Annotated in this window: 19 protein-coding genes and 1 tRNA gene; 3 read left to right on the forward strand and 17 right to left on the reverse strand. The window is 64.0% G+C overall.

All coding sequences use genetic code 11. From position 1 onward, the window contains the following. Positions 1–44 precede the first annotated feature (44 nt). The gene (gene uvrB / locus ACTODO_RS06235; RefSeq protein ID WP_034512201.1) at positions 45–2,129 is read right to left on the reverse strand and encodes an excinuclease ABC subunit UvrB; all 2,085 of its coding nucleotides are present in this window, start codon (positions 2,127–2,129) and stop codon (positions 45–47) included. Positions 2,130–2,210: 81 nt separating this feature from the next. Continuing rightward, on the reverse strand, positions 2,211–2,852 hold the full coding sequence (gene coaE / locus ACTODO_RS06240) for a dephospho-CoA kinase (protein WP_050749184.1): 642 nt from the start codon (positions 2,850–2,852) through the stop codon (positions 2,211–2,213). 142 nt (positions 2,853–2,994) lie between these two features. On the opposite strand from coaE, the gene brnQ reads away from it, so the two are divergent. Continuing rightward, positions 2,995–4,347, forward strand: coding sequence for a branched-chain amino acid transport system II carrier protein (gene brnQ, locus ACTODO_RS06245; RefSeq protein ID WP_081445778.1), 1,353 nt, complete (start codon positions 2,995–2,997; stop codon positions 4,345–4,347). 366 nt (positions 4,348–4,713) lie between these two features. On the opposite strand, the gene rpsA is transcribed toward brnQ, so the two are convergent. Beyond that, positions 4,714–6,150, reverse strand: a complete 1,437-nt coding sequence (rpsA, locus tag ACTODO_RS06250) for a 30S ribosomal protein S1 (protein ID WP_003792472.1) — start codon at positions 6,148–6,150, stop codon at positions 4,714–4,716. A gap of 171 nt (positions 6,151–6,321) precedes the next feature. After that, a complete protein-coding gene (gene polA / locus ACTODO_RS06255; RefSeq protein WP_208853692.1) occupies positions 6,322–9,048 on the reverse strand; it encodes a DNA polymerase I in 2,727 nt (908 codons plus the stop codon). On the opposite strand from polA, the gene ACTODO_RS06260 reads away from it, so the two are divergent. Next, positions 9,047–9,523 (forward strand): PaaI family thioesterase, encoded by a 477-nt coding sequence (locus ACTODO_RS06260; RefSeq protein ID WP_034512206.1) that lies wholly within the window; start codon positions 9,047–9,049, stop codon positions 9,521–9,523. The genes polA and ACTODO_RS06260 overlap by 2 nt on opposite strands. Before the next feature lie 60 nt (positions 9,524–9,583). Here ACTODO_RS06260 and ACTODO_RS06265 read toward each other — a convergent pair whose 3' ends face one another. Then, a complete protein-coding gene (locus tag ACTODO_RS06265; protein ID WP_007588074.1) occupies positions 9,584–10,174 on the reverse strand; it encodes an ANTAR domain-containing response regulator in 591 nt (196 codons plus the stop codon). 63 nt (positions 10,175–10,237) lie between these two features. On the opposite strand from ACTODO_RS06265, the gene ACTODO_RS06270 reads away from it, so the two are divergent. Next, positions 10,238–10,311 (forward strand) — tRNA-Leu (locus tag ACTODO_RS06270). 136 nt (positions 10,312–10,447) lie between these two features. Here the strand turns inward: ACTODO_RS06270 and ACTODO_RS06275 are convergent. The 12 genes from ACTODO_RS06275 to alaS all read right to left on the reverse strand — a co-directional run bounded on the left by ACTODO_RS06275 (position 10,448) and on the right by alaS (position 24,282). Next, entirely contained in the window at positions 10,448–10,663 is a 216-nt protein-coding gene (locus ACTODO_RS06275) for a hypothetical protein (RefSeq protein WP_003792476.1), read from the reverse strand. Between the two features lie 234 nt (positions 10,664–10,897). Further along, positions 10,898–12,343 carry a pyruvate kinase gene (gene pyk, locus ACTODO_RS06280; protein WP_003792477.1) on the reverse strand — a complete coding sequence of 482 codons (1,446 nt, stop codon included), beginning with the start codon at positions 12,341–12,343 and terminating at the stop codon, positions 10,898–10,900. A gap of 131 nt (positions 12,344–12,474) precedes the next feature. Further along, complete coding sequence (lgt, locus tag ACTODO_RS06285) at positions 12,475–13,428, reverse strand: prolipoprotein diacylglyceryl transferase (RefSeq protein WP_003792479.1); 954 nt, start codon at positions 13,426–13,428, stop codon at positions 12,475–12,477. Then, the gene (trpA, locus tag ACTODO_RS06290) at positions 13,425–14,234 is read right to left on the reverse strand and encodes a tryptophan synthase subunit alpha (RefSeq protein ID WP_003792480.1); all 810 of its coding nucleotides are present in this window, start codon (positions 14,232–14,234) and stop codon (positions 13,425–13,427) included. The genes lgt and trpA overlap by 4 nt, the downstream gene beginning before the upstream one ends. A 1-nt stretch (position 14,235) precedes the next feature. Next, positions 14,236–15,531: a tryptophan synthase subunit beta gene (gene trpB, locus ACTODO_RS06295; RefSeq protein ID WP_003792482.1), complete on the reverse strand. Its 1,296-nt coding sequence runs from the start codon at positions 15,529–15,531 to the stop codon at positions 14,236–14,238. Further along, entirely contained in the window at positions 15,531–16,379 is an 849-nt protein-coding gene (gene trpC, locus ACTODO_RS06300; protein WP_003792484.1) for an indole-3-glycerol phosphate synthase TrpC, read from the reverse strand. The genes trpB and trpC overlap by 1 nt, the downstream gene beginning before the upstream one ends. Positions 16,380–16,467: 88 nt before the next feature. Then, positions 16,468–17,997 (reverse strand): chorismate-binding protein, encoded by a 1,530-nt coding sequence (locus tag ACTODO_RS06305; RefSeq protein ID WP_003792485.1) that lies wholly within the window; start codon positions 17,995–17,997, stop codon positions 16,468–16,470. Positions 17,998–18,100: 103 nt separating this feature from the next. After that, positions 18,101–18,793, reverse strand: a complete 693-nt coding sequence (locus tag ACTODO_RS06310; RefSeq protein WP_003792486.1) for a prepilin peptidase — start codon at positions 18,791–18,793, stop codon at positions 18,101–18,103. Continuing rightward, entirely contained in the window at positions 18,790–19,659 is an 870-nt protein-coding gene (locus ACTODO_RS06315) for a shikimate dehydrogenase (RefSeq protein WP_003792487.1), read from the reverse strand. The genes ACTODO_RS06310 and ACTODO_RS06315 overlap by 4 nt, the downstream gene beginning before the upstream one ends. After that, positions 19,656–21,092, reverse strand: coding sequence for an endolytic transglycosylase MltG (gene mltG / locus ACTODO_RS06320; protein WP_244262530.1), 1,437 nt, complete (start codon positions 21,090–21,092; stop codon positions 19,656–19,658). Before mltG ends, ACTODO_RS06315 begins: the two co-directional genes overlap by 4 nt. Next, positions 21,089–21,577: a Holliday junction resolvase RuvX gene (gene ruvX / locus ACTODO_RS06325; RefSeq protein ID WP_003792489.1), complete on the reverse strand. Its 489-nt coding sequence runs from the start codon at positions 21,575–21,577 to the stop codon at positions 21,089–21,091. The genes mltG and ruvX overlap by 4 nt, the downstream gene beginning before the upstream one ends. Beyond that, positions 21,574–24,282: an alanine--tRNA ligase gene (gene alaS / locus ACTODO_RS06330; RefSeq protein WP_003792490.1), complete on the reverse strand. Its 2,709-nt coding sequence runs from the start codon at positions 24,280–24,282 to the stop codon at positions 21,574–21,576. The genes ruvX and alaS overlap by 4 nt, the downstream gene beginning before the upstream one ends. Positions 24,283–24,371: the final 89 nt, after the last annotated feature.

Genomic DNA, 24,371 nt, shown 5'->3' on the forward strand with positions numbered 1-24,371 from the left:
CCGGGGCCGCCTCACGCCGACAGGCAACCGGGGCGGGGCCGACGTCAGTGGGCGCGCTTCATGGCGCGCAGTTCCTTCTTCAGGTCTTCGATCTCGTCACGCATGCGAGCCGCGACCTCGAATTGGAGGTGCTGGGCGGCTGTCATCATCTGGGCGGACAGCTCCTCGATGAGTTCGGCAAGCTCAGCCTCAGCCCGCTGACCCGATGTCACGGCGCGGCCGCCACCGGTCGCGTCGCTACGCTCCCTCTTGCTCTTTTCCTTGCGGTACCCGCCCTCGAGGAGGGTCTGCGTATCAACCTGCTCGCGGGCGAGCATGTCGGTCACGTCGGAGATCTTCTTACGCAGCGGCTGCGGGTCGATGCCGTGTTCCTTGTTGTAGGCGATCTGGATCTCGCGACGACGCATCGTCTCCGAGATGGCCTCGTTCATCGAATCCGTCATGTTGTCCGCGTACATGTGGACCTCACCGGACACGTTTCGGGCGGCGCGGCCGATCGTCTGGATGAGCGAGCGAGTCGAGCGCAGGAAGCCTTCCTTGTCCGCATCGAGGATCGACACGAGGGAGACCTCGGGCAGGTCGAGGCCCTCACGCAGCAGGTTGATGCCGACGAGCACGTCAAACGTGCCCAGGCGCAGCTCGCGGAGTAGCTCGACGCGGCGCAGAGTGTCGACGTCGGAGTGCAGATACTCGACCTTGACGCCCCGCTCGGCGAGGTAGGTCGTGAGCTCCTCGGCCATCTTCTTCGTCAGGGTGGTGACGAGGACTCGTTCGTCGCGTTCGACGCGCACACGCACCTGCTCCAGGAGGTCGTCGATCTGACCCTCGGTGGGCTTGACGACGACGAGCGGGTCAACGAGGCCCGTCGGGCGAATGATCTGCTCGACGACGCCGTCGGAGCGTTCAAGCTCGTAGGGGCCGGGGGTCGCCGACAGGTAGACGGTCTGTCCAATGCGCTCGGTAAACTCATCCCACTTCAGAGGGCGGTTGTCCATCGCGGAGGGCAGGCGGAACCCGTAGTCGACGAGGGTGCGCTTACGCGACATGTCTCCCTCAAACATCGCGCCGATCTGTGGAACGGTCACGTGCGACTCGTCGATGATGAGCAGGAAATCGTCGGGGAAGTAGTCCAGCAGCGTGTGCGGAGGCGTGCCCGGTCCGCGCCCGTCGATGTGGCGCGAATAGTTCTCGACACCCGAGCACGAGCCGATTTCTTTGAGCATCTCCAGGTCGAAGGTGGTGCGCATGCGCAGGCGCTGCTCCTCGAGCAGCTTGTTCTGGCCGCGGAACCACGCAAGGCGATCATCGAGCTCATCCTCGATGGAGGCGATCGCCTTCTTCATACGTTCCTCGCTGGCCACGTAGTGCGAGGCCGGGAAAAGGTACGTGTGGTCGACGTGATCGATGACGTCGCCGGTGAGCGGATGGAGAACGGCAAGAGACTCGATCTCGTCGCCGAACATCTCGATGCGGATCGCAAGCTCCTCATACACGGGAATGATCTCGATCGTATCGCCGCGCACGCGGAACGTGCCGCGTGTAAAAGCCAAGTCGTTGCGCACGTACTGCATGGCGACGAAGCGCCGCAGGAGAGAGTCGCGGTCGATGATCATACCCCGCTCGAGCTCAATCATGCGGGCTACGTATTCCTCGGGAGTACCGAGGCCGTAGATGCAAGACACCGAGGAGACGACGACCGTGTCGCGCCTCGTGAGCAGCGAGTTCGTAGCGCTGTGGCGCAGCCGCTCGACCTCGTCGTTGATCGAGGAGTCCTTCTCGATGAAGGTATCCGTCTGGGGAACGTAGGCCTCGGGTTGGTAGTAATCGTAGTAGGAGACAAAGTACTCGACGGCGTTGTTCGGAAGCAGCTCGCGGAACTCGGCCGCGAGCTGGGCTGCAAGCGTCTTGTTCGGCTCAAGTACCAGAGCGGGACGCTGCAGCTCCTCAATCAGCCAGGCCGTGGTCGCGCTCTTACCCGTGCCCGTCGCGCCCATGAGAACGACGTCCTGTTCACCGTCTCGAATGCGCGCAGCCAGCTCCCGGATCGCCTTGGGCTGGTCGCCCGACGGCGTATAGGGAGAGATGACCTCGAAAGGCTTGTTCTGGCGGGTCACGACATTATTGCTCACGCTCCTACGCTACCGCCCAGGCAAGTCTCCTGCGCGCACAAAGCGCACGGGTTCGCGACGAGCGTGGTCGCCCCGGCCTCGTCACACGGTGACGGGAGCGTCCGGGGTCAGCCAACGCTCATAGACGAGGCGCGCGACTTCCTCGAGGTCGTCGGAGCTGCCCTCGTTGTCAATCCAGATCGTTGCGATCGCGCGGCGCTCCTGCGACGAGGCCTGGGCGCGGATACGTGCACGCGCATCCTTGGGCGCAACTCCCCTGCCCTCCAGGCGCTTAACGCGTTCCTCGATGGGTGCGGCCACGATGACGACCGCATCGAAGCGATCCACATGGTCCCCTTCGATGAGAAGCGGAATATCGTAGACCGCGAGGCTCCCCTCCGGGGCTCCACGCAGGATCGACCACGCGCGCGCCTCAATGAGGGGGTGGGTGATGGCATTGAGCCGAGCGACGCGTTCGTCAGCTCCTTCACCTCCGAAGACCCGGGAGGCCAAGAGCGCGCGGTCCAAGCTCCCATCCTGCCTCAGCAGGTCGCCTCCAAAAGCACGTGCGACCTCGCTCAGCGCCGGCTCGCCCGGTTCGAGGATCTCCCGCGCAATCGCGTCGGCGTCCGCCGTCACCGCACCCCGAGTTGCGAAGACGCGCGTCACCGAGGACTTACCTGAACCGATGCCTCCGCTGACCGCAACAATGCGGCGCGGTCCCTGCGGGTGAGGCGCACCCATCGGACGAATGAGGGTCGCCGTGCAAGCCCCGCAACTCAGAGTCGTGTTCACACCCACAGGGTAGCCCGCCAATTGTTGCTTTATGTGGTCGTCATGCAAGAATTGGGGCTGTTATAGAACCCACACCATCAAGTGAGTAGCAGTGACGCAGACAGTCAATGACGATTCCGCTGGACGCTCAAGCAGCACCGCTGTCCTCATCGCGACCTCTCTGACGCTTTTCTCTATGTTTTTCGGCGCAGGTAACCTGATTTTTCCGCCGATCATGGGTGCATCGGCGGGCACCAATTTCGCGCCTGCGATGATCGGCTTCCTGATCGGCGGCGTGGCGCTGCCCGTCATCTCCATCATCACGATCGCGCTGTCGGGCACAGACATGCGCGACCTCGTGAGCCGCGCCGGCAAGTCTTTCGGGATCGTCTTTTCGATCATGGTGTACCTGTCGATCGGTGCCTTCTACGCGCTCCCACGTACAGGCGCAGTGTCTTTCTCGACGGCCGTCGCACCTCTCATCGGCACGAAGTCGCTGACCGCGTCGGTCATCTTCAGCTTCGTTTTCTTCGGCATCGCGTTCTACTTGTGTTGGAATCCCGGCACAATCATCGACAACCTCGGAAAGATCCTCACCCCAATCCTGCTCGGGCTTCTCGTCCTCCTCGTCTTCCTGTGCCTGGCGTCGCTGCCCGCTTCGCATGATGCTCCAACCGGCGAGTACGCTGCCACTCCCCTGGCGGCGGGCCTACTCGAGGGTTACATGACGATGGACTCTATCGCCGCTCTGTCTTTCGGCATCATCGTTGTCACGTCGCTTGGACACACCGGCGGTGGCATCGGGGCGAAGGTCGTGCGCCGTACGTCGACGGCGGCCATTATCGCGGGTTCACTGCTTGCCGTCGTCTACGTGGGCCTGGGACTCATCGGTCACGTGATCCCGAATGCTCAGAGCTACAGTGACGGCGCGTCGCTGCTCGCGGACGCCGCCCAGATGACGATGGGTTGGCCCGGACAAATCGTTTTCGGCCTCATCGTGCTGACGGCCTGCATGACAACGGCGGTCGGCCTGATCGCAGCGACCTCTGAGTTTTTCCACCGCCTGGTCCCGGCCATTTCGTACCGCGCGTGGATGATCGTCTTCACAATCATCTCCTTCGTGCTGGCTTCTGCGGGACTAAGCTCGGTGCTTGCCATCGCGGTACCGATCATCACGTTCCTCTACCCCATCGCGATCACCATCGTGTTCCTGACGATCGCGACCCACCCGCTGCGCCTGGCCACCCCGGCGCTGTGGGCGTTCCGCCTGGGCACCTGGATGGCGGCAGCGTGGTCGGCAGCGACAACGCTGGCTCATGTGGGGGTCAAGCCTGACGTGATTAACTCGTTCCTCATGTGGAGCCCGCTCCAGGCGAACCAGCTTGGCTGGATTCTCCCCACGGTCATCGCAGCGGTGATCGGCGCGAGCATCGACGTGGCAGTGATGAAGCGTTCAGCCACCTGATCACCGTCAACACCAGACCCCGCACAGCATCGTTGTTGAGCGGGGTCTCGTTGTCAATGCGACGAGGCCACGACGTCAGTCAGAACAAAAGTCTCACATAGTTTCCAGAGGTCAGTTTTCGAGACCCTATCAAAACGTTACAATTCCAACGATACGTCTTCAGTATGTGAAACAGATCCAACGGAATTACGTGCGACATTGCTGAGCAACTAGGCCGCCCGATTGGAGGCCGCCGCGAGGCGGCCGGAAATCTGGCGGCGCAGCAACCACACAATAAAGTGGTGGCCCCCAGGAAAACCTGGGGACCACCACTCATGCGTTCACTGTCGTGAACTGACGAGTCGAAGCTCAGTCAGAAAGACTGGTTCAGTTGTTCGTCAGCTTCTCACGCAGCGCGGCCAGGGCCTCGTCGGAAGCAAGGGTGCCCTCGTTGTCGACCGGGGTCGAATAGGAGGCCTGCTCCTCGATGGAGGGAGCCGCTTCGGCGTCCTCTTCGAGGGCCTTGCGGACCTGAGCCTTGTGGGCCTCCCAGCGGGCCTGAGCCTCGGCGTACTGGGCTTCCCAAGCCTCGCGCTGAGCGTCGAAGCCTTCCATCCACTCCTGGGTCTCCGGATCGAAGCCCTCGGGGTACTTGTAGTTGCCGTTCTCGTCGTACTCGGCGGCCATGCCGTAGAGCGAAGGATCGAACTCTTCGGAGGTCGGATCCACGCCCTCGTTGGCCTGCTTGAGGGACAGGGAGATGCGGCGACGCTCGAGGTCGATGTCGATGACCTTGACGAAGACCTCTTCGCCAACCTTGACGACCTGGTCCGGCAGCTCGACGTGACGCTGAGCCAGCTCGGAGATGTGGACGAGGCCCTCGATGCCGTCCTCGACGCGGACGAACGCGCCGAAGGGGACCAGCTTGGTGACCTTGCCGGGCACAACCTGGCCGATGGCGTGGGTGCGGGCGAATGCCTGCCACGGATCTTCCTGGGTGGCCTTGAGCGACAGGGAGACGCGCTCGCGATCCATGTCGACGTCGAGAACCTCGACGGTGACTTCCTGGCCAACCTCGACGACCTCGGACGGGTGGTCGATGTGCTTCCAGGACAGCTCGGAGACGTGAACCAGGCCGTCGACACCACCGAGATCGACGAACGCGCCGAAGTTGACGATGGAGGAAACGACGCCGGAGCGCACCTGGCCCTTCTGCAGGGTGTGCAGGAAGTTCGTGCGGACCTCGGACTGGGTCTGCTCGAGCCATGCGCGGCGGGACAGGACCACGTTGTTGCGGTTCTTGTCGAGCTCGATGATCTTCGCTTCGATCTCGCGACCGATGTAGGGGGCGAGGTCGCGAACGCGACGCATCTCGACGAGGGAGGCGGGCAGGAAGCCACGCAGGCCGATGTCGAGGATCAGGCCGCCCTTGACGACCTCGATGACGGTACCGGTAACGACGCCGTCCTCTTCCTTGACCTTCTCGATCTGGCCCCACGCGCGCTCGTACTGCGCACGCTTCTTCGACAGGAGGAGGCGGCCTTCCTTGTCTTCCTTCTGGAGGACGAGCGCCTCGATCTGGTCGCCCACGGCGACAACGTCGTCGGGGTTCACGTCGTGCTTGATGGACAGCTCGCGAGAGAGGATGACACCCTCGGTCTTGTAGCCGATGTCAAGGAGGACCTCGTCGTGGTCGACCTTGACGACAGTGCCCTCGACGATGTCACCATCGTTGAAGTACTTGATGGTCTCGTCGATGGCTGCGATCAGGTCTGCTTCCGAACCAATGTCGTTGATAGCGACCTGCGGCGTGTTGGTGGTCATGTAGTAGTTTCTCCGAAACGGACTGGATAGTAGATGGACAGTTCCGGCGTCCCGAGACGAATGCGGATGCACTTATCCCCAGACACCGTGAACTAGTTTAGCAGCCTTTAACTGGCAAATGTGACGAATTTGGCGACACTTTCCGTGGTGTGCGTCGCGTCGCCACGCCGGTCAGTGAGCCGCAAGCTGCCACGACCGCCCGACTCCGACAGCAACATCGAGCGGAACGGAGAGCTCCACGGGCGTCGCCATCTTGTCGCGGACGATCGCTTCGACGGCGGCCGCCTCGCCCGGCGCGACCTCGACGAGCAATTCGTCGTGGATCTGCACGAGGAGGCGCGACTTCAGGCCGGCCTCGGACAGGGCGTCGACGACATTGATCATGGCGATCTTGACGATGTCTGCGGCGCTGCCTTGGATGGGCGCGTTGAGTGCGGCGCGCTCGGCCATCTCGCGCCGCTGACGGTTCGACGAGCGCAGGTCGGGCAGGTAGCGGCGGCGCCCGAACATCGTCTGGGTGTACCCGTCTGCTCGCGCCTGGGCGACCAGGCCCTCAAGGTAGTCGCGCACCTTCCCGAAGCGTTCGAAGTAGCGGTCGCGCAGGGCGGCGGCCTCGGGCACGGGAATGCCGAGCTGGGCGGCGAGTCCGTAGGAGGACAGGCCGTACGCGAGGCCGTAGGACGTTGCCTTGATGCGCGAGCGCTCCTCGGCGCTGACCTCGGCGACCGGCGTTCCGAACACCATCGATGCCATCGTGCGGTGCAGGTCCTCGCCGGAGTTGAACGCTTCGATGAGTGCCTCGTCCCCCGACAGGTGCGCCATGAGGCGCATCTCGATCTGCGAGTAGTCGGCGCTCATGAGCGACTCGAATCCCTCACCTGCGACGAAGGCCCCGCGGATACGCATACCATCGGCGCTGCGCGCGGGAATGTTCTGCAGGTTCGGATCGGAGGACGCGAGGCGCCCCGTGGCTGCGGCGACCTGGGAGAAGGTCGTGTGGATGCGCCCGTCAGAGGCGACGGTCGCGGACAGGGAGTCGACCATCTGCTTGAGCTTGATGCGGTCGCGGTGGGTGAGCAGGAACCCGAGGAAGTCGTGCCCCGCTCCCCCCTCGTCGGAGGTCTTCGCGTGCAGGTCCGCCAGGGCCTCGGCGTTCGTCGTGTACCCGGTCTTCGTCTTCTTCGTCTTAGGCAGGCCGAAGTGGTCGAAGAGGAGCTCCTGGAGCTGCTTGGGGCTCGACAGGTTGACCTCGCGGCCGGCGGCAGCCCACGCGCCCTCGCGCGCGGCGTCGACGGCCTTGCCGAGTTCGTCGGATAGACCGTCCAGCACGGACGTGTCCGCGGCGATGCCGATGTCTTCCATCTGACCGAGCAGGACCGACAGCGGCATCTCCATGTCGGTGAGCAGCGCGGCCTCGGAGCTTTCCTCCAGGCGCGAGCGCAGAGTCGAGGCGAGCGGGTGAAGGTGGGCGGCCAACTTCCCGGCGCGCACCTGGGCGGCGCTCGGGCCAGCTCCCATGTCACCGAGATCAAAGAGAGCCTCAGAGTCACCCTCCTCTTCCTCGATCACGACGCCAAGCACACGCGAGAGCACATCCTCCAGCTTGTGGGAGCGCTGATCGGGATGCGCAAGGTACGCCGCCAGCATCGTGTCGAACTCGACGCCGCCCAGAGTCCAGCCGCGCGAGGAGAGAGCATGACGCGCACCCTTCGCGTCGTGCACGATGAGGGACAAGGCCGTGGCGAGCACCTCGCCGAGTGCTTCCTCCTGCTGGGGGCTCAGTTCGACGGGGTCGATCACAAGTGCCTCGTTGTCAGAGGCGAGGACAAGGCGGGTGACATCGCCGCGAGTCGGCCGCAGGTCGCCTTCAACGAGCACGGCGAGCGTCGAGTGAGCGCGAGCCCACTGGGCAATGTCGCAGGAAGCATCCGCGAGGGCCACCGAGATCTCCACCTCGGTCACAGCCTCGGGAGCCTCATCGGCGTGCCCCTCCCCCATGCCGATGCCAGCGACCTCGCGCACCTTCTGGCGCAGACGACCAAATTCGAGAGAATCAAAGAGCCGATCGATGGCGGCGACATCCGTGGGGCGGCGCGCCAGATCACTGGGCGACACCTCAAGGTCCATGTCGGTGAGCAAGCGATTGAGGCGGCGGTTGCGCACGACGTCGTCCATGTGTTCACGCAGGGCCGCTCCGCGCTTTCCACCGATCTCGTCGGCCCGCGCCAAAAGGTTGTCCAGGCCGTCGTACTTGTTAATCCACTGCGCGGCAGTCTTCGGGCCGACACCCGGAACGCCGGGCAGGTTATCCGAGGTCTCACCCACGATTGCGGCAATCTCGGGATAGCGGTGCGGCGGCACCCCGTACTTCTCCTCCACCGCCTGCGGAGTCATGCGGCGCAGATCGCCGGGACCCGTGCCCGGGTACAGCACCGTGACGTTGTCAGTCACCGTCTGGAAGGAGTCGCGGTCGCCGGATACGACAAGGACCGTCGCACCATCGTTGCCGGCGCGGTACGCGAGCGTCGCGAGAATGTCGTCCGCTTCGAAGCCCTCGCGTGAGAGCGACACGATGCCCATCGCATCGAGCACCTCGCGAATGAGCTCGACCTGGCCCTTGAACTCCTCGGGCGTGGCGTCGCGCGTCCCCTTGTACTCCGGGTACTCCTCGGTACGGAATGAGTGTCTGGACACATCGAAAGCGACAGCAACGTGTGTCGGCTGCTCGGTTTCCAACAGCCTCGTCAGCATTGAAACGAAGCCGTAAACCGCATTCGTGTGCTGGCCGGTAGCCGTCACGAAGCTATCCGGCGGCAGGGCATAAAACGCGCGAAAAGCCATCGAATGGCCGTCAATAATCAGCACAGTGTCACTCACACATGCCACCCTAGATGCCATGACACACGATCACCAGACGAAACACACGCATTCTTGCTCACCCGATCCGCTCGCACGGGGCGGCTGGGTCGGCGCCCACTGGCCCGGCACCCTCATGGAAGCGACCGGCATGGAAGTGCTGGAGCACAGCGCGTCACGCACCGTGATCTCCATGCCCATCGACGGAAACCGCCAGAGCGCCGGAATCCTCCACGGTGGCGCATCCGCTGCCCTCGCGGAGACTGCGGCGTCGTTTGCAGCACAAATTCATGCGCGTGAAGCTAACCCAGGCAAGCAGGCCTACGCCGTCGGGACTGAACTCAACGCCTCCCATATCAGTGCAGGACGCGAGGGAATTATCACTGCGACCGCGACCGCCGTTCACCTCGGCCGCAGCTCGACCGTCCACACCGTGGAGATTCGCGACGAGGCCGACCGATTGATCTCCATCGCCCGCGTGGCGAACCGCATCCTGGTGCGTTCGAGCCACGACTGAGTTGCTAGAACACAGCAATGGGGAGGGGCAATTGCCCCTCCCCATTCGCTCGTCTATGACTCAGTCGTCGACCTGGTTGATCACCGCGTCAGCAACCTCACGCATGGACAGACGACGATCCATCGATGTCTTCTGAATCCAGCGGAAGGCCTCAGGCTCGCTCATGCCCATATTCTTCATGAGCAGACCCTTCGCGCGGTCAACGCGCTTTCGGGTCTCGAAGCGATCCGACAGATCGGCGATCTGATCCTCGAGCGACTCGATCTCAGCGTGACGCGACAGAGCGATCTCAACGGCAGGGATCAGGTCAGCAGGGCTGAAGGGCTTCACGACGTATGCCATCGCGCCGGCGTCACGCGCACGCTCAACGAGCTCCGTCTGGGAGAAAGCCGTCAACATGACAACAGCGCAGGACAGTTCCTGCAGGATCTTCTCTGCTGCGGTGATGCCGTCCATCTTCGGCATCTTGACATCCATCACGCACAGATCGGGTTCGAGCTCGAGTGCAAGCTCGACAGCTTCCTCACCGTCGGCAGCCTCGCCAACGACCTCGAACCCCGCCTGCGTCAGCGTCTCTACGATATCGAGACGAATCAACCCCTCGTCTTCTGCGACGAGGACGCGACGCGGTTCAGCCTGCTCTTCACTCATTGTCATATTCCTCAGTTTGATCGGTTTGCTCAGCTGCTCTATTGTGGGACACGCACACGCGAAGCCCCGATAGCCCAACTGGCAGAGGCGGTCGGCTCAAACCCGGCTTGTTGTGGGTTCGAATCCCACTCGGGGTACCGCCAGTGGAGTACGTGCTCCTAATGGTACCGGCAATTCAGCACGTATGCGACGTGCGTAGCACAAATTGATACAGCAAAATCGCAGACGAACAAGGGGCCGACAAGCAAAGCTTGTCGGCCCCTTTGTCACGGCTCAGGCCACGACGCTCAGTTCGAGACCGAGGTACTCGGCAGCCGCGCCCCGGCGGGCCGGCTCGTCAAGGTCGGCGATTGCCTGCTTGACCTTCGAGTCATGGAAGTCAGCGAACCACGGCTCAACGGCGCGTGACAGTTGGCCGACCTCCAGGTTGTTGGCCACGCGGCCAAACAGGGTGTCGTGGACCGACACGGTACGGATCTTCGTATTCATTTCTCTTTCTCCTCTTCAATTCGGGCGCGCCAGAAAACGTGCTTTGTTCGCACAGGCATTCCTGATCACGCCGGGCAGCGATCTGCTGCACTGCCGCGCCGTCGTTGGTGCGGCGTCCACGTGTCTCAACGTGTATCCGAGTACTTTATTCCAGGGATTCAATTTTGTCCACGTGAACAGACAAAAAGTGCGGGGGCGCCGGCCTGGTGCCGGCGCCCCCGCTACTCACGCATCTCACGAGTGGCGGGCTCCGCCAATCGCGTAGTCGGCCTCATCTCCGACTTCATGGATACGCAGCATGTTCGAGGAGCCGGCGATGCCCGGGGGCATACCAGCAACGATGACCAGCTGATCGCCGATGTCCGCCAGGTGCGCAGACTGAACCACCTGATCGAGCTGCCACACCATGTCGTCCGTGTGCTGCACCTCGGGCACTCGATAGGCCTGGATACCCCACGACAGGGCGAGGCGGCGACGCGTCGATTCGAGCGGCGTGAAGGCCAGCATCGGGATCGGGCGGCGCATGCGCGACAGCAGACGAGCGGAGGTACCGGACTGGCTGAAGGTCACGAGGTAGCGGGCATCCATGTGCTCGGCGATACGCGCCGCGGCCTCACAGATGACGCCCGCGCGGTCGGCGTAGAAGCCGGGGATCGAGGCGATACGCTCGCCGCCATTCTCTTCCGTCGACTCGATGATCGCGGCCATCGTTCGCACCGTCTCGATGGGGAACGCGCCGACCGAGGTCTCGCCGGAGAGCATGACCGCATCGGCACCGTCGAGAATCGCGTTGGCACAGTCGGAGGCCTCGGCTCGCGTCGGGCGCGGGTTCTTGATCATGGAATCCATGACCTGTGTCGCGACAATGACGGGCTTGGCGGCAATGCGGGCGAGTTCGATGGCGCGCTTCTGCACCAGCGGGACGGCCTCAAGGGGCATCTCGACACCGAGGTCACCGCGGGCGACCATGATGCCGTCGAAGGCCTCGATGATGTCTTCCAGCGCCTCGACAGCCTGCGGCTTCTCGATCTTGGCGATAACCGGGATGCGCTTGCCCATCTCGTCCATGATCTCGTGGACATCGTTGATGTCCTCGGCGGAACGCACGAAGGACAGGGCAATGAAGTCGGCATCCTGCTCGATGGCCCAGCGCAGATCCTCCTTGTCCTTCTCGGACAGGGCAGGAACGGAGACGGCGACGCCTGGCAAGTTAAGGCCCTTGTGGTCCGACACCATGCCGGGAACCTCGACGCGGGTAACGACGTCGGTCTCGGTGACCTCGACGACGCGGACCGCGACGTTACCGTCGTCGATCAGCAGGCGGTCGCCAGGAGCGCAGTCACCGGGCAGGCCCTTAAAAGTCGTACCGACGAGTTCCTTGGTGCCGGGAACGTCGCGGGTCGTGATGGTGAAGGTGTCACCGATCTTCAGTTCCTGGGGGCCATCCTGGAACGTCTCAAGACGGATCTTGGGGCCCTGGAGGTCGACGAGAACCGCGATCGCGCGGCCGGACGTCGCAGACGCCTTCCTCACGCGCGAAATGACGGCCGCGTGTTCCTCAGGCTTTCCATGCGACCGGTTGATACGCGCGACATCCATGCCGGCGTCCACCAGTGCCTGGAGCTGCTCAGGGGTTTCAGTGGCAGGTCCAATAGTGCAGACAATCTTAGCTCGACGCATAGGTATGAGTTTACCGTCCAATCACGGTTGAAACGAGGAGGATGCACACCGGGTTAACGTGATCATTCCCATGAATCCGCATGTGGTGGGAGCGCTGGCACACGGATTGCCCGCACAGAGGAAGACGAAAACTACTCGAGAGTGCTCTCTTCAGCAGTTTCATCCTCACTCACGCTGGTCCCCGAAACATCGTCAGCATCGGATTCACCGGCGTCAGTCTGCAGGTCTTGGGCTTCTTCGTCCGCGTGTTCCGCAGTCGTCTCAGCGACAACGCGCGTCGGGCGCCCAAGCCGGCCGGCGACGACGAACACGAGTACGCCCAGTGCGAACACGAGCAGGGACGTCCATACATTGAGGCGCAGGCCCAAGACTCTGTGCGCATCGTCGATGCGCAGCATCTCAATCCAGCACCGGCCGGCGGTGTAGGCCATCAGGTACAGACCGAACACCTGTCCCCCGGCGAAGCGGTGACGCCGGTCGAGCCACACGATGAGCGCGGCGGCGGCAAGGTTCCACAGGCACTCGTAGAGGAACGTCGGATGGAACAGCGTCCCCGCGGGGTAGCCGGCGGGCATGTGGGCCGTGTCGATCTGGAGGCCCCACGGCATGGTCGTCGGAGCGCCGAAGAGCTCCTGGTTGAACCAGTTTCCCCAACGGCCGATCGCTTGGGCGATCAGCAGAGCCGGGGCCAGGGAGTCGGCGATTGGGCCGAGGCGGACACCCGCACGTTTGACCGCGATATACACGCCGAGCGCGCCGAAGGCGACGCCGCCCCAAATGCCGAGGCCTCCACGCCAAATCTGGAAAGCGAGCATCGGGTCACCACCCGGACCGAAGTAAGCATCCGGGGACGTGATGACATGGTAGATACGCGCGCCGACGACGCCAAGCGGGATCGCCCAGAGTGCGGCGTCGTACAGCGTGTCCGGGTTTCCACCGCGGTCGCGGTAACGGCGTGCCGTCCACCAGACGCCGATGATCATGCCTGCGGCGATGATGATGCCGTAGGCCCGCAGCGGAATCGGCCCTAGGTACCAGACGCCCTGCGAGGGCGACGGGATACCGGCCGCGATGAGGGCGCTCACGAGCGCACCCCGGTGACGCCGAACTTCAGCTCGGTGGCGAGCTCGCCCAGGGCCTTCAGGCCACGGTCGATGTTCTCGTCGAACAGAGTCTTGACGAGCGCGGATCCGACGATGACACCGTCCGCGTAGGCGCCGATCTCGCGGGCCTGAGCGCCGTTGGAGACGCCGAGGCCCACGCACACGCGCTCGGCTCCGGCGACACGGGTACGCTCCACGACGTCGGCGACGTGAGCGCCGACCGCTGCGCGCGCACCCGTCACACCCATCGACGAGGCCGCGTAGACCCAGCCGCGCGAGTGCTCGGCGATGAGCTTGAGGCGATGCTCGGGGGATGAAGGAGCGCTCAGATAAATTCGTTCGAGGTCGTACTTGTCCGACGCCGCCTCCCACTGCGCGCCCTCCTCGGGCGGCAGGTCCGGCGTGATGAGGCCGGAGCCGCCGACGGCGGCGAAGTCCTTGGCGAAGCGCTCGACGCCCCACCACTCGACGGGATTCCAGTAGGTCATCGAGCAGGTCGAAATACCGTACGAGGTTAGCTCGTCCACCGCGTGGAAGAGATCCTCGAGGTGCGTGCCTCGATCGAGAGCTGCGACGGTCGCACGCTGGATGGTCGGGCCGTCCATGCCCGGATCCGAGTACGGGAAGCCGAGCTCGATAACGTCGACGCCGCAGTCCGCCAGGACCTTACCCGCGCGGATCGAATCCTCGACCGACGGGAATCCCACGGGCAGGTATGCGATGAGCGCAGCGTCGCCGCGCTGGAGGGCGGCGTCAATCGCGATAGCTGAATGGGGTGCACGCGTCATGTCACTTCTCCTCGTTCTCGTCCAGGACGGCAACGCCCGACGGGCCGGCGCTGGGGTCGATGACCTGCAGCTTCGCCTGTCCGTAGCCGAACCACCGCGAAGCCGTATCCACGTCCTTGTCGCCACGACCCGACACGGTCACGATCACGATGGGCTCCTCACCGGGTGCGAACGGGCCCTCGGCCTCTGACTTCGCGCGGGCCCAGGCGCGCACGCCGGCGAGGGCGTGCGAGGACTCGATCGCGGGAATGATGCCCTCCGTACGCGACAGATGTAGGAAAGCATCCATGGCCTCGGCGTCAGAAACGGGGATGTACGAGGCTCGGCCGGAGCGCGCCAACCACGCGTGCTGCGGGCCGACACCCGGGTAATCAAGGCCGGCGGAAATCGAGTGGGAGGCCTTCGTCTGGCCGTCGCGTTCCTGCAGCACGAACGTGCGTGCACCGTGCAGCACACCCACCTCGTCGGCGGCAATAGAGGCTGCGTGTCGCCCGGTGTCGAAGCCATCGCCGGCTGCCTCGCAACCGAGCAGCTCGACACTGGGATCATCGATGAACGCGGTGAAGGATCCGATGGCGTTGGAACCGCCACCCACGCAGGCCACGACGAGGTCGGGCAGGCGTCCCTCGGCGGCGAGCAGCTGTGCGCGCGCCTCGTCGCCGATAACACGCTGAAGGTCGCGCACCAGCTCCGGGAACGGGTGCGGGCCGGCGGCCGTACCAAAGATGTAGTTGGTCGTCTCCACGTTGGTCACCCAGTCGCGGAAGGCCTCGTTGATCGCGTCCTTGAGGGTCGCCGATCCAGCCGTCACGGCGATAACCTCGGCGCCGAGCATCTGCATACGCGCGACGTTCAGCGCCTGTCGCTCGGTGTCCTCACGTCCCATGTAGATCGTGCAGTCGAGGCCGAGGAGAGCAGCGGCGGTCGCGGTGGCCACGCCGTGCTGGCCGGCGCCGGTCTCGGCGATGACACGCGTCTTGCCCAGCTCCTTGGTGAGCAAGGCCTGACCGAGCACGTTGTTGATCTTGTGCGAGCCCGTGTGGTTCAGGTCCTCGCGCTTCAGGAACACGCGCACACCGCCCAGGTCGGCTGCGAAACGCGGTGCCTCAGTCAGCAGCGAGGGACGTCCGGCGTAGTTCAGGAACAGATCGCGCAGGCGGCGCTGGAACGACTTATCGCGCCACAGGTGCTGCCACGCGGCCTCAACCTCTTCGAGGGGGCCCATGAGGGACTCGGCGACGAAGCGTCCACCGAAATCACCGAAGTACGGTCCTTGCGCAAAGTTCTCGGCAACCATCACTGTCCTTCCTGACGCGCCGCGGCGACGCGAGCCTTACGATCCGTTCGCAGAGCGGGATGCTGCCCAGCACTCACCATGTCCTGGATGCTCGCGCGGGGGTCGCCCGACGTCACGAGCGCTTCGCCGACGAGAACAGCGTCCGCGCCCCACTTGGCGTATTCAAAAACATCATGAGCATTCGCGACGCCGGACTCGGCGACGGCGACAACATCCTGGGGAATCACGTCGATGACCTGCTCAACTGTCGAGCGGTCCACTTCCAACGTCTTCAGATTGCGAGCGTTGACGCCAATGATCGAGGCACCAGCCTCCATCGCGCGCAGGGCTTCGAGTCGCGAGTGCGTCTCCACCAATGCCTCCATGCCGAGCGAACGAGTGCGTTCCAGCAGGGACACCAGCACATTCTGCTCGAGCGCGGCGACGATCAGCAGCACGAGATCAGCGCCGTGAGCACGCGCCTCGTGGATCTGATACGGAGTGACGATAAAATCCTTGCGCAGAGTCGGAATGTCGACGGCCGCGCGCACAGCGTCAAGATCCGCGAGCGAACCATTGAAGCGACGCTGCTCGGTGAGCACCGAGATGACCGACGCTCCCCCGGCCTCGTACGTCGACGCGAGAGCTGCCGGATCCGGGATCGCTGCGAGCGCACCCTTAGACGGCGAGGATCGCTTGACCTCGGAGATGATCTTGACGGCACCGTCGCGGTTACGCAGAGCACCGAGAGCATCCTTCGCCTCCGGGACCTGGGTCTCCATCTCCTTGATCCGAGCCAGAGGGACGCGGTCTTCACGCTCTTTCAGGTCCTGACGGACCCCAGCGATAATGTCATCGAGAACGCTCACGACGCTCCCCTTTCAGGCAGAAATGATCAATCCTCACCTAGGCTAGCGAAAAATAGCCGCCAACGAGTCAGCCATCCCGCACTACGGGTCAGGACAAGGGGATGAGAGTCGACGCTCGCACGACGGACTCAACCGCCGCGGCGGCCTTATTACGCGACTCCTCGTATTCCAGGGCAGGAACCGAGTCCGCAACGAGACCCGCACCCGCCTGCACCGAGGCTACGCCGTCCTTCAAGGAAGCAGTGCGAATAGCGATCGCTAGATCCGCGTCCCCCGACAGGTCGAAGTAGCCGACCACACCGCCGTACACGCCGCGCGCTGCGGGCTCGAAATCATCGATCAGCTGGATGGAACGAGGCTTGGGCGCCCCCGACAGGGTTCCTGCGGGGAACGTCGCAACCAGGGCATCGAGCGCGTCAGCGTCCTCGCGCAGCACCCCCGTCACCGTGGAGGAGATGTGCTGAATGTGAGAGAAACGCTTGAGCTCCATGAGCGTGGAGACCTCGACCGACGCAGGATCGCAGACCTTCGACAGGTCGTTACGAGCCAGGTCCACGAGCATCACGTGCTCCGACAGCTCCTTCGGGTCCTCGAGAAGCTCGGCAGCGAGACGATGGTCCTCGGCAGAATCCGCTCCGCGCGGGCGCGAGCCCGCGATCGGGTACGTCCAGACGCGGCGTCGTTCAGTCTTCACGAGGGTCTCGGGAGACGAGCCGACGATCACGAAGTGACCGCCCCGCTCATCGGGCAGATCCAGAAAGTACATGTAGGGCGAGGGGTTGACCGTGCGCAGCACCCGGTAGACGTCGATGCCGCTGGCCGACGTCGACACGTCAAGGCGCTGGGAAACGACAATCTGGAAGGCGTCGCCGTCTTCAATCGCCCGCTTGGCCGCGTTGACGGAAGACTCAAAATCTGCTCGTGCCGTGCGCTCGCGCACCTCCGGCGGCGTGGCAGCGCTGGCGCCCAAAACCGCGGGCGCGATCGGGGTCGCAAGCTGCGTGGTCATCGCGTCGAGACGCTCAATCGCTCGGTCGTACGCCCCATCCGCACCGACAGCCGAGCCGTTCAGGTTCCAGGCGATAGCCATGAGGTAAACCGAACCAGTCGCATGGTCGAGCGCGGCGACCTCGGTGGCGAGCACGAGCGTCGCATCCGGGATGTCGGATTCCTTCGGCGCGGTCGCTGCGAGCGTCGGCTCCCACTCGGGGATGATGCCCCAGCCCAGAGAACCGACGAGAGCACCCGTCAGTGGGGGCATTCCTTCAATCGCAGGTGCGGCGAGCTCCTCCAGTGCAGAGTGCACGACCTCGAGGAAGGTTCCCTCCGCCAGGGCACCCTCAGGATGCGAACCGATCCACTGCGCGCGTCCGTCACGCGCGACGATCGCACCGGCGCTCGATGCTCCGACGAACGACCAGCGTCCCCACGAACCACCATGCTCAGCGGATTCCAGAATAAAGCTGCCATAGTTGCCGTGCGCAAGCTGCCGGTAGACACCCACCGCGCTCAGCTCGTCGGCAAGCACGCGGCGCACCACGGGGATCACGCGGCGCTTCGCAGCGAGATCAACAAAGACATCGCGCGGGGGCCACGTCTGGCCCCATTCAAGGCTCACAGACTCAGACTGATACGAAGGCGTCGAAATACTCACCGCTCTATTGTCCCATCCGGACGCGCACTCGTCCCGGCGTGGTCCACGATAAGACCTGCGCTTATCCCTACAGCCAGTCGGGGACAACGCCCCATGCGATGGTGCCAACGAGCGCTGCCCCGATCATCCAGGGACCCATCGGAACGCGTGTTTTCGTGCCAGCGGATCCGACGACGATCTTCCACAGTGCCGCGACGCCCGCAGACACGAAGGAGAGCGCGAGGGCAAAAAACGCAGCGTGCAGTCCCACGGAACCGACCAATGCTCCCAACACCGGAGCCAGCTTGACGTCACCACCGCCCATCCCGCCGGGCAAGCGATTCAACAATGCAATCGGCACGAACCAAATAAGCGCACCGATGAGCGCGCCGAGGAGGCGTTCCTGCCACAGCGGTGAAATCACGCCGCCGACGATCACACCGAGGACGACACCGATGCCCATTGCGACCGTGTACGCGTTGGGCAACCGATGGGTACGAGCATCGACGTAAGCGCTCAGCGCGCCGATCATCGCAACCGTCATCACACCGGGCATACCGGGACGCATCTGCGCCGCGACAAAGAAGACTGCTCCGACGATACCCGCGCTCCACACGATCGCATTGCGTGTGAGGGGCTTTTGCGTCGCTTCGATGAAGTAGCGGCGCTGAATCTTCCATCCCGACCGCCACAGCCAGGAAAGAACGACGATCCAGGTGAGAAAACCTGAGATCAAAGACAGATCGGTGCTCAGCCACGACGGCAGCCACGTCACGATCACGAGGCAGCTCCTCCCCCACTCGGCCGCGCACGCCGAGTAAGTTCCGCCTCCAGAGCGCCACGCATGACATCGGTCTTCGGGCTGCGCCCCGTCATGAGCTGTACCTGCGCTGCCGCCTGGAAGATGAGCATGTCGGTACCTTCGGCAACGATGCCGCCGTTCCTTTCGAAGGCGCTGCGCAGCGCCGTCTCGCGGGGAGAGTAGACAACGTCGAGGAGAACCTGGCCCTCGCGAACTGTCATCTCCTCGGCAAGCGAGTCAGCAACGCCAGCGGGCAGCGTCGAAATCACGAGGTCAGCACCGCTGACGGCACGAAGAACCGCACCGCGATCCGACCAGAGCACCTGTTCGATACTGATGCCCAGTCGAGAGGATGCAGCGACGACGGAACCGGGTCCCCCGAAACGGCGCGCGGCGACGGTGGAGGTCACGATGTCAAGCTCACCGAGGGCGGCGAGCGCAGACGAGGCCGTGGCTCGCGCCCCGAGCACGACGGCACTTGTGGGGAGCGCTCGTTCCGCCTGCGAGCACGCGCGCCGAATCGCCGACGCGATCCCCGTGACATCCGTGTTGAAGCCGGCAAGCACGCCGGAGGAAGGAACCACCGTGTTGACGGCACCAACTGCAGTGGCAAGCGGATCGATCGCGTCCAGGAGCGGAATGATCGCCTGCTTGCAGGGCATCGTGACCGACAGACCGCGGAAGGACTCGTCCAACCCTGAGATGAACTCGGGCACGCTCGCCTCATCGTGCTCGATGCGGCGGTACTCCCATCCCACAATCCCGAGGTCTTCCCATGCCGCCCGGTGGATCACCGGGGACAGGGAGTGCTCAATCGGGGAACCGATGACACCGGCCCACATCATGACGCGGTGCAGACCTTCGGGTTTGCGGTGCAGTACGCCTTGAGCTGTTCGCGGTTCTTCTCCTGTTCCTCGAGAGTCGAGGCAAACAGGGTCTCACCCGTATCCAGGTTGACGGTCACAAAGTACAGCCAGTTGCCCTCAGCAGGGTTCAGGACTGCCTTGATCGCCTTCTCGCTCGGCTGTCCAATCGGGGTCGGAGGCAGACCTGCGTGCAGGCGCGTGTTGTAGGGATTGTCGTTGTCCAGGTCCGCCTGGTCCGGAACGCCGCTGGTCTTTCCGACGCCGTACAGGACGGTCGAGTCCATGCCGAGGTACCCCTTCGTCTCACCGTTCGTGTCGGCGAGGCGATTCTCGATGACGCGAGCGACCATCGGCATGTACTTGTCGATGTTCATTTCACCATCCACGATCGACGCCTTAATCAGGACGGTCTGCCGATCCGCGGGGGCAACGCCGAGACGATCAAGCTCATCGACGGTTCCCTTCACCATCCGCGCGATGACGGTCGTCGGGGTGTCATCCTCGGAGACCTCGTAGGAACCGGGCAGCAGCCATCCTTCGGCGTTTCCGCCAGCCTCAGACGGCAGGCCGATCGCTTCCGTGTCGGCGAAAGCAGCGTCCACCTGTTCCTCGGTGACGCCCATGATGTCGACGATCCGCTTCTTGACCTCGGACATCTTCTGACCCGACGTGATCGTAATCGTCGAATCGACGCGGTTCGTCTCGTCCAGCAGGCCTGCGAGCGCACCGGCGGCGCTCATCTGTTGCTTCAGGCGGTACGTACCGGGACGAATCGACATCGATGCCGGCGTCTTCTCGAACTGACGCACGAAAGCTCCGACGGACTTTACGACGCCGGCATCCACGAGCGTCTGGCCGATATCACGACCGGAGGAATTCTCTGCAATCGTCACCTCGACCGAGCCGGTGCCCGGCCCGGGGAAGTCATCCGATGCAGTCGTCGACGAGTTGAAGAGCTGATCGTAGGCGACGTAGCTGGCACCGACCAGCAGGCCGAGCACCAGAACGATGATGAAGAAGGAACGCACCCGACGGCGGCGCTTGCGCTTGCGCGCCGCTCGTCGTTCACTGGCGAGGCGGCGAGAACGCATGCCCGTGGTCTCAGAAGGCGATTCTGCTCGCAGCGCTGCACTGCGCTGACGCAGCGCCGCACCGGACACGCGAGGCGTCACGCCCGTATCCGTCACCTCGTCGAAAGAGGGAAGTGTGCGCTCACCCCGCGCCGTTGCCGCAACGGGCGCCACGGCCTCGTCACGAGAGGAACCTCCACGCAAGTCGGTTCCCTGAGCGGGCGTCGCGGTCGCGTCCTGCCATGCATGCTGCTCGTGTAGCTCGGCATCCGAATAGACCTTTCGCTCGCCGGAATGAATCTCTCGACGAGAACGGAAGGGGTAAGGGGGAGGCGTACTCATGCGTGCGCTCCTTCACTTGGTTCGAGGATGATTTCCTCACCGGGAGCTCGACCGCCCATGCGCTCGAGCTCAAGTGCCTGTTCCAAAATAATCTGCGCCGCGACCTGGTCGATGACGCTGCGATGCTCGATCTCAGGAATCCCGGATGCGCGAAGACGCGCGTGCGCCTGGTTGGACGTCATACGTTCGTCGACCATCGCCACACGAACATCGGGAACAAGCTTCTTAAGGCGGCGCGCATACTTACGCGCCCCCTTCGCTGAGATCCCCTCTCCCCCACGCAAGTGCCGAGGAAGTCCAACGATCACTTCGATCGCGTCGTAGCTACGTACAATGTCGGCAAGGCGATCAAGATCGGACAGATCGGGAGCCCTGTGAAGGGTTTCGACGGGCATCGTGAGAATGCCGTCGGGGTCGCACCGGCTGACGCCGACACGCACGGTGCCGACGTCCACGCCGATACGAATCCCCCGACGAATGCTCACAGAGCCTCGATTTCCTTGCGGATCGCGTCAATCGCATCGGCAATACCCTCAGGCTTGGTGCCGCCGCCCTGGGCGATGTCGTCACGGCCACCACCGCCACCGCCCATGTGCTTGCCGACGGCGCGAACCAGCGCACCGGCTTTCGCCGATGCCTCGCGCGCTGCCTCGTTTGTCGCGACGACCAGCGACGGCTTGCCGCCGATGACGCCACCGAGGGCAACGACAGTCCCGCGATCATTGCCGAGGCGGTCGCGCACGTCGAGCGCGAGGGTACGCAGAGCGTCCGCGGACGGCATCTCACCAACTGCGGAGGCGACGACGGTCACGGGACCGATAGCCTTCGCGGAAGCTGCCAGATCGGCGCCCTGGCTCAGAGCCTGTGCCGTACGGATCTTCTCGAGCTCCTTCTCGGACTCGCGCAGCTTGGCCAGCAGTGACTCAATGCGCTCGGGCAGTTCATCTGCGCGGCCGCCCACGAGCTGGGAGAGCTGGTTGACGAGCGCATGTTCCTTGGCCTGGAACTCGTATGCGCCGTCGCCCACCAGGGCGTCGATACGACGCACGCCCGAGCCGACGGATCCCTCGGAGAGCACCGTGATGCGGCCGATGTGACCGGTCGCGGGCACGTGGGTGCCACCGCACAGCTCACGGTCGAACCCATCACCGATGGTGACGACGCGAACCTCGGAACCGTACTTCTCACCAAACAGTGCGATCGCGCCGGCTTCACGCGCGGCATCGATACTCATGACCTCGGTGGTCACGGCCAGATCCTCGGCGAGCTTCTCGTTGACGAGAGCCTCAATGTCGCTCAGCTGCGAGCCCTCAAGAGCGGACCCATGGCGGAAGTCGAAACGCAGACGCGACGGCGAGTTCTCCGAACCCGCCTGGGTGAGGTCCTCCGACACGACGTTACGCAGGCCCGCGTACACCATGTGGGTCGCGGTGTGAGCACGCGCAATGGCGAGACGACGCTCGCCGTCGATCTCGGCGTACGCCTTCTCGCCCACCGTCATGCCGCCCTCGGTGAGGGTGCCACGGTGTACGCTCAGGCCACGAATCGGTGCCTGAACGTCGTGGACCTCGACAACACCGCCACCTGCAAGGCGAATGGTGCCGTGGTCGGCGAGCTGGCCACCCATCTCAGCATAGAACGGAGTGCGATCGAGGATAACCTCAACTTCGGCGGGAGCACTGGCAGCCGGAGCCGCCACACCATCGACAAGCAAAGCCTCAACGGTGGCCTCAGCAGCCTGCTCCGTGTAGCCCAGGAACGTCGAGCCGCCGCCCATCGCCTTCTCAATGTCATGGAATACGCGAACGTCGGTGTGCCCGGTCTTCTTCGAGCGAGCGTCGGCGCGTGCACGCTCCTTCTGCTCGGCCATCAGAGTGCGGAAGCCCTCCTCGTCGACCGACACGCCCTGTTCGGCGGCCATCTCGAGGGTCAGATCGATCGGGAAACCGTAGGTGTCGTGCAGCGAGAATGCCGACGCACCAGAAATCACGGGGGCGCCCTTCGATTCCTTCGCCGTTGCAACCGCCGCATCCAGGATCGTCGTGCCGGCGCTGAGGGTGCGACGGAACGCATCTTCCTCCGCGTAAGCGACTTCGGAGATCGTCTTCCAGTTGATCTCCAGCTCGGGATACGACGCCTTCATCGCGTCCTTCGACGCCGTCAGCAGCGTCGGCATGGTTGCCTCGTCGACGCCGAGCAGACGCATCGAGCGAACGGCGCGGCGGATCAGGCGGCGCAGCACGTAGCCGCGGCCATCGTTGCCGGGACGCACTCCGTCGCCAATCAGCATGAGAGAGGACCGCACGTGGTCAGCGACGACACGCATGCGCACGTCGTCGTCATAGGCGGCGCCGGCCTCAGGGCCCGCGGCGCCCAGACCGTAGCGCTTACCGCTCATCTGCATGGCGGCCTCGATGACGGGGAAGACCTCGTCGATCTCGTACATGTTGGGCTTGTCCTGCATGACGAAAGCCAGACGCTCCAGGCCGGCGCCCGTATCGATCGCCTTCTTGTCCAGCTCACCCAGCAGCGGGTAGTCCTTGCCGGAACCCTCACCGCGCATGTACTGGTCGAAGACCAGGTTCCACACCTCGAGGTAGCGGTCACCACCCGGGTCGACGGTACCGCCCACGGCCTCGGGGCCGTATTCGGGACCGCGGTCGTAGTGCCACTCGGCACACGGACCCGCGGGGCCGGGCTGGCCCGTGTCCCAGAAGTTCTCCTCGCGCGGCAGGCGCACGATGTGCTTTGGATCCATGCCGATCTGCTTCGTCAGCACACCGAAAGCCTCGTCGTCCTGATCCCACAGGGTCACCCAGAAGCGATCACCATCGAGGCCGTATTTGCCCTCGTCGCGCGAGCCGGTCAGCAGCTCCCACGCGTAGTTAATCGCACCTTCCTTAAAGTAATCGCCGAAGGAGAAGTTGCCGTTCATCTGGAAGAACGTGCCGTGACGGGTCGTCTTACCGACGTTGTCGATGTCGTTCGTGCGAATGCACTTCTGCACCGACGCAGCTCGCGGCCACGGCGCGGGCTCAACGCCCGTAATGTAGGGGATGAACGGAACCATGCCCGCGATCGTGAACAGAATCGAAGGCTCCGGAGAGACGAGAGAAACGGAAGGACGAATCTCATGACCCTGCTTCTCGAAGTAGTCGAGCCAGCGGGTGCGGATTTCAGACGTACGCATAGTGCCCCATGTTAGTCGGTATACACCCGTTGCGGCACATCGGCACGCGAAAGCGGACAGTGGGATACATGAAATAACTGCGCCCCCAA

Source organism: Schaalia dentiphila ATCC 17982 (genome assembly GCF_000154225.1).
Lineage (GTDB): Bacteria > Actinomycetota > Actinomycetes > Actinomycetales > Actinomycetaceae > Pauljensenia > Pauljensenia dentiphila.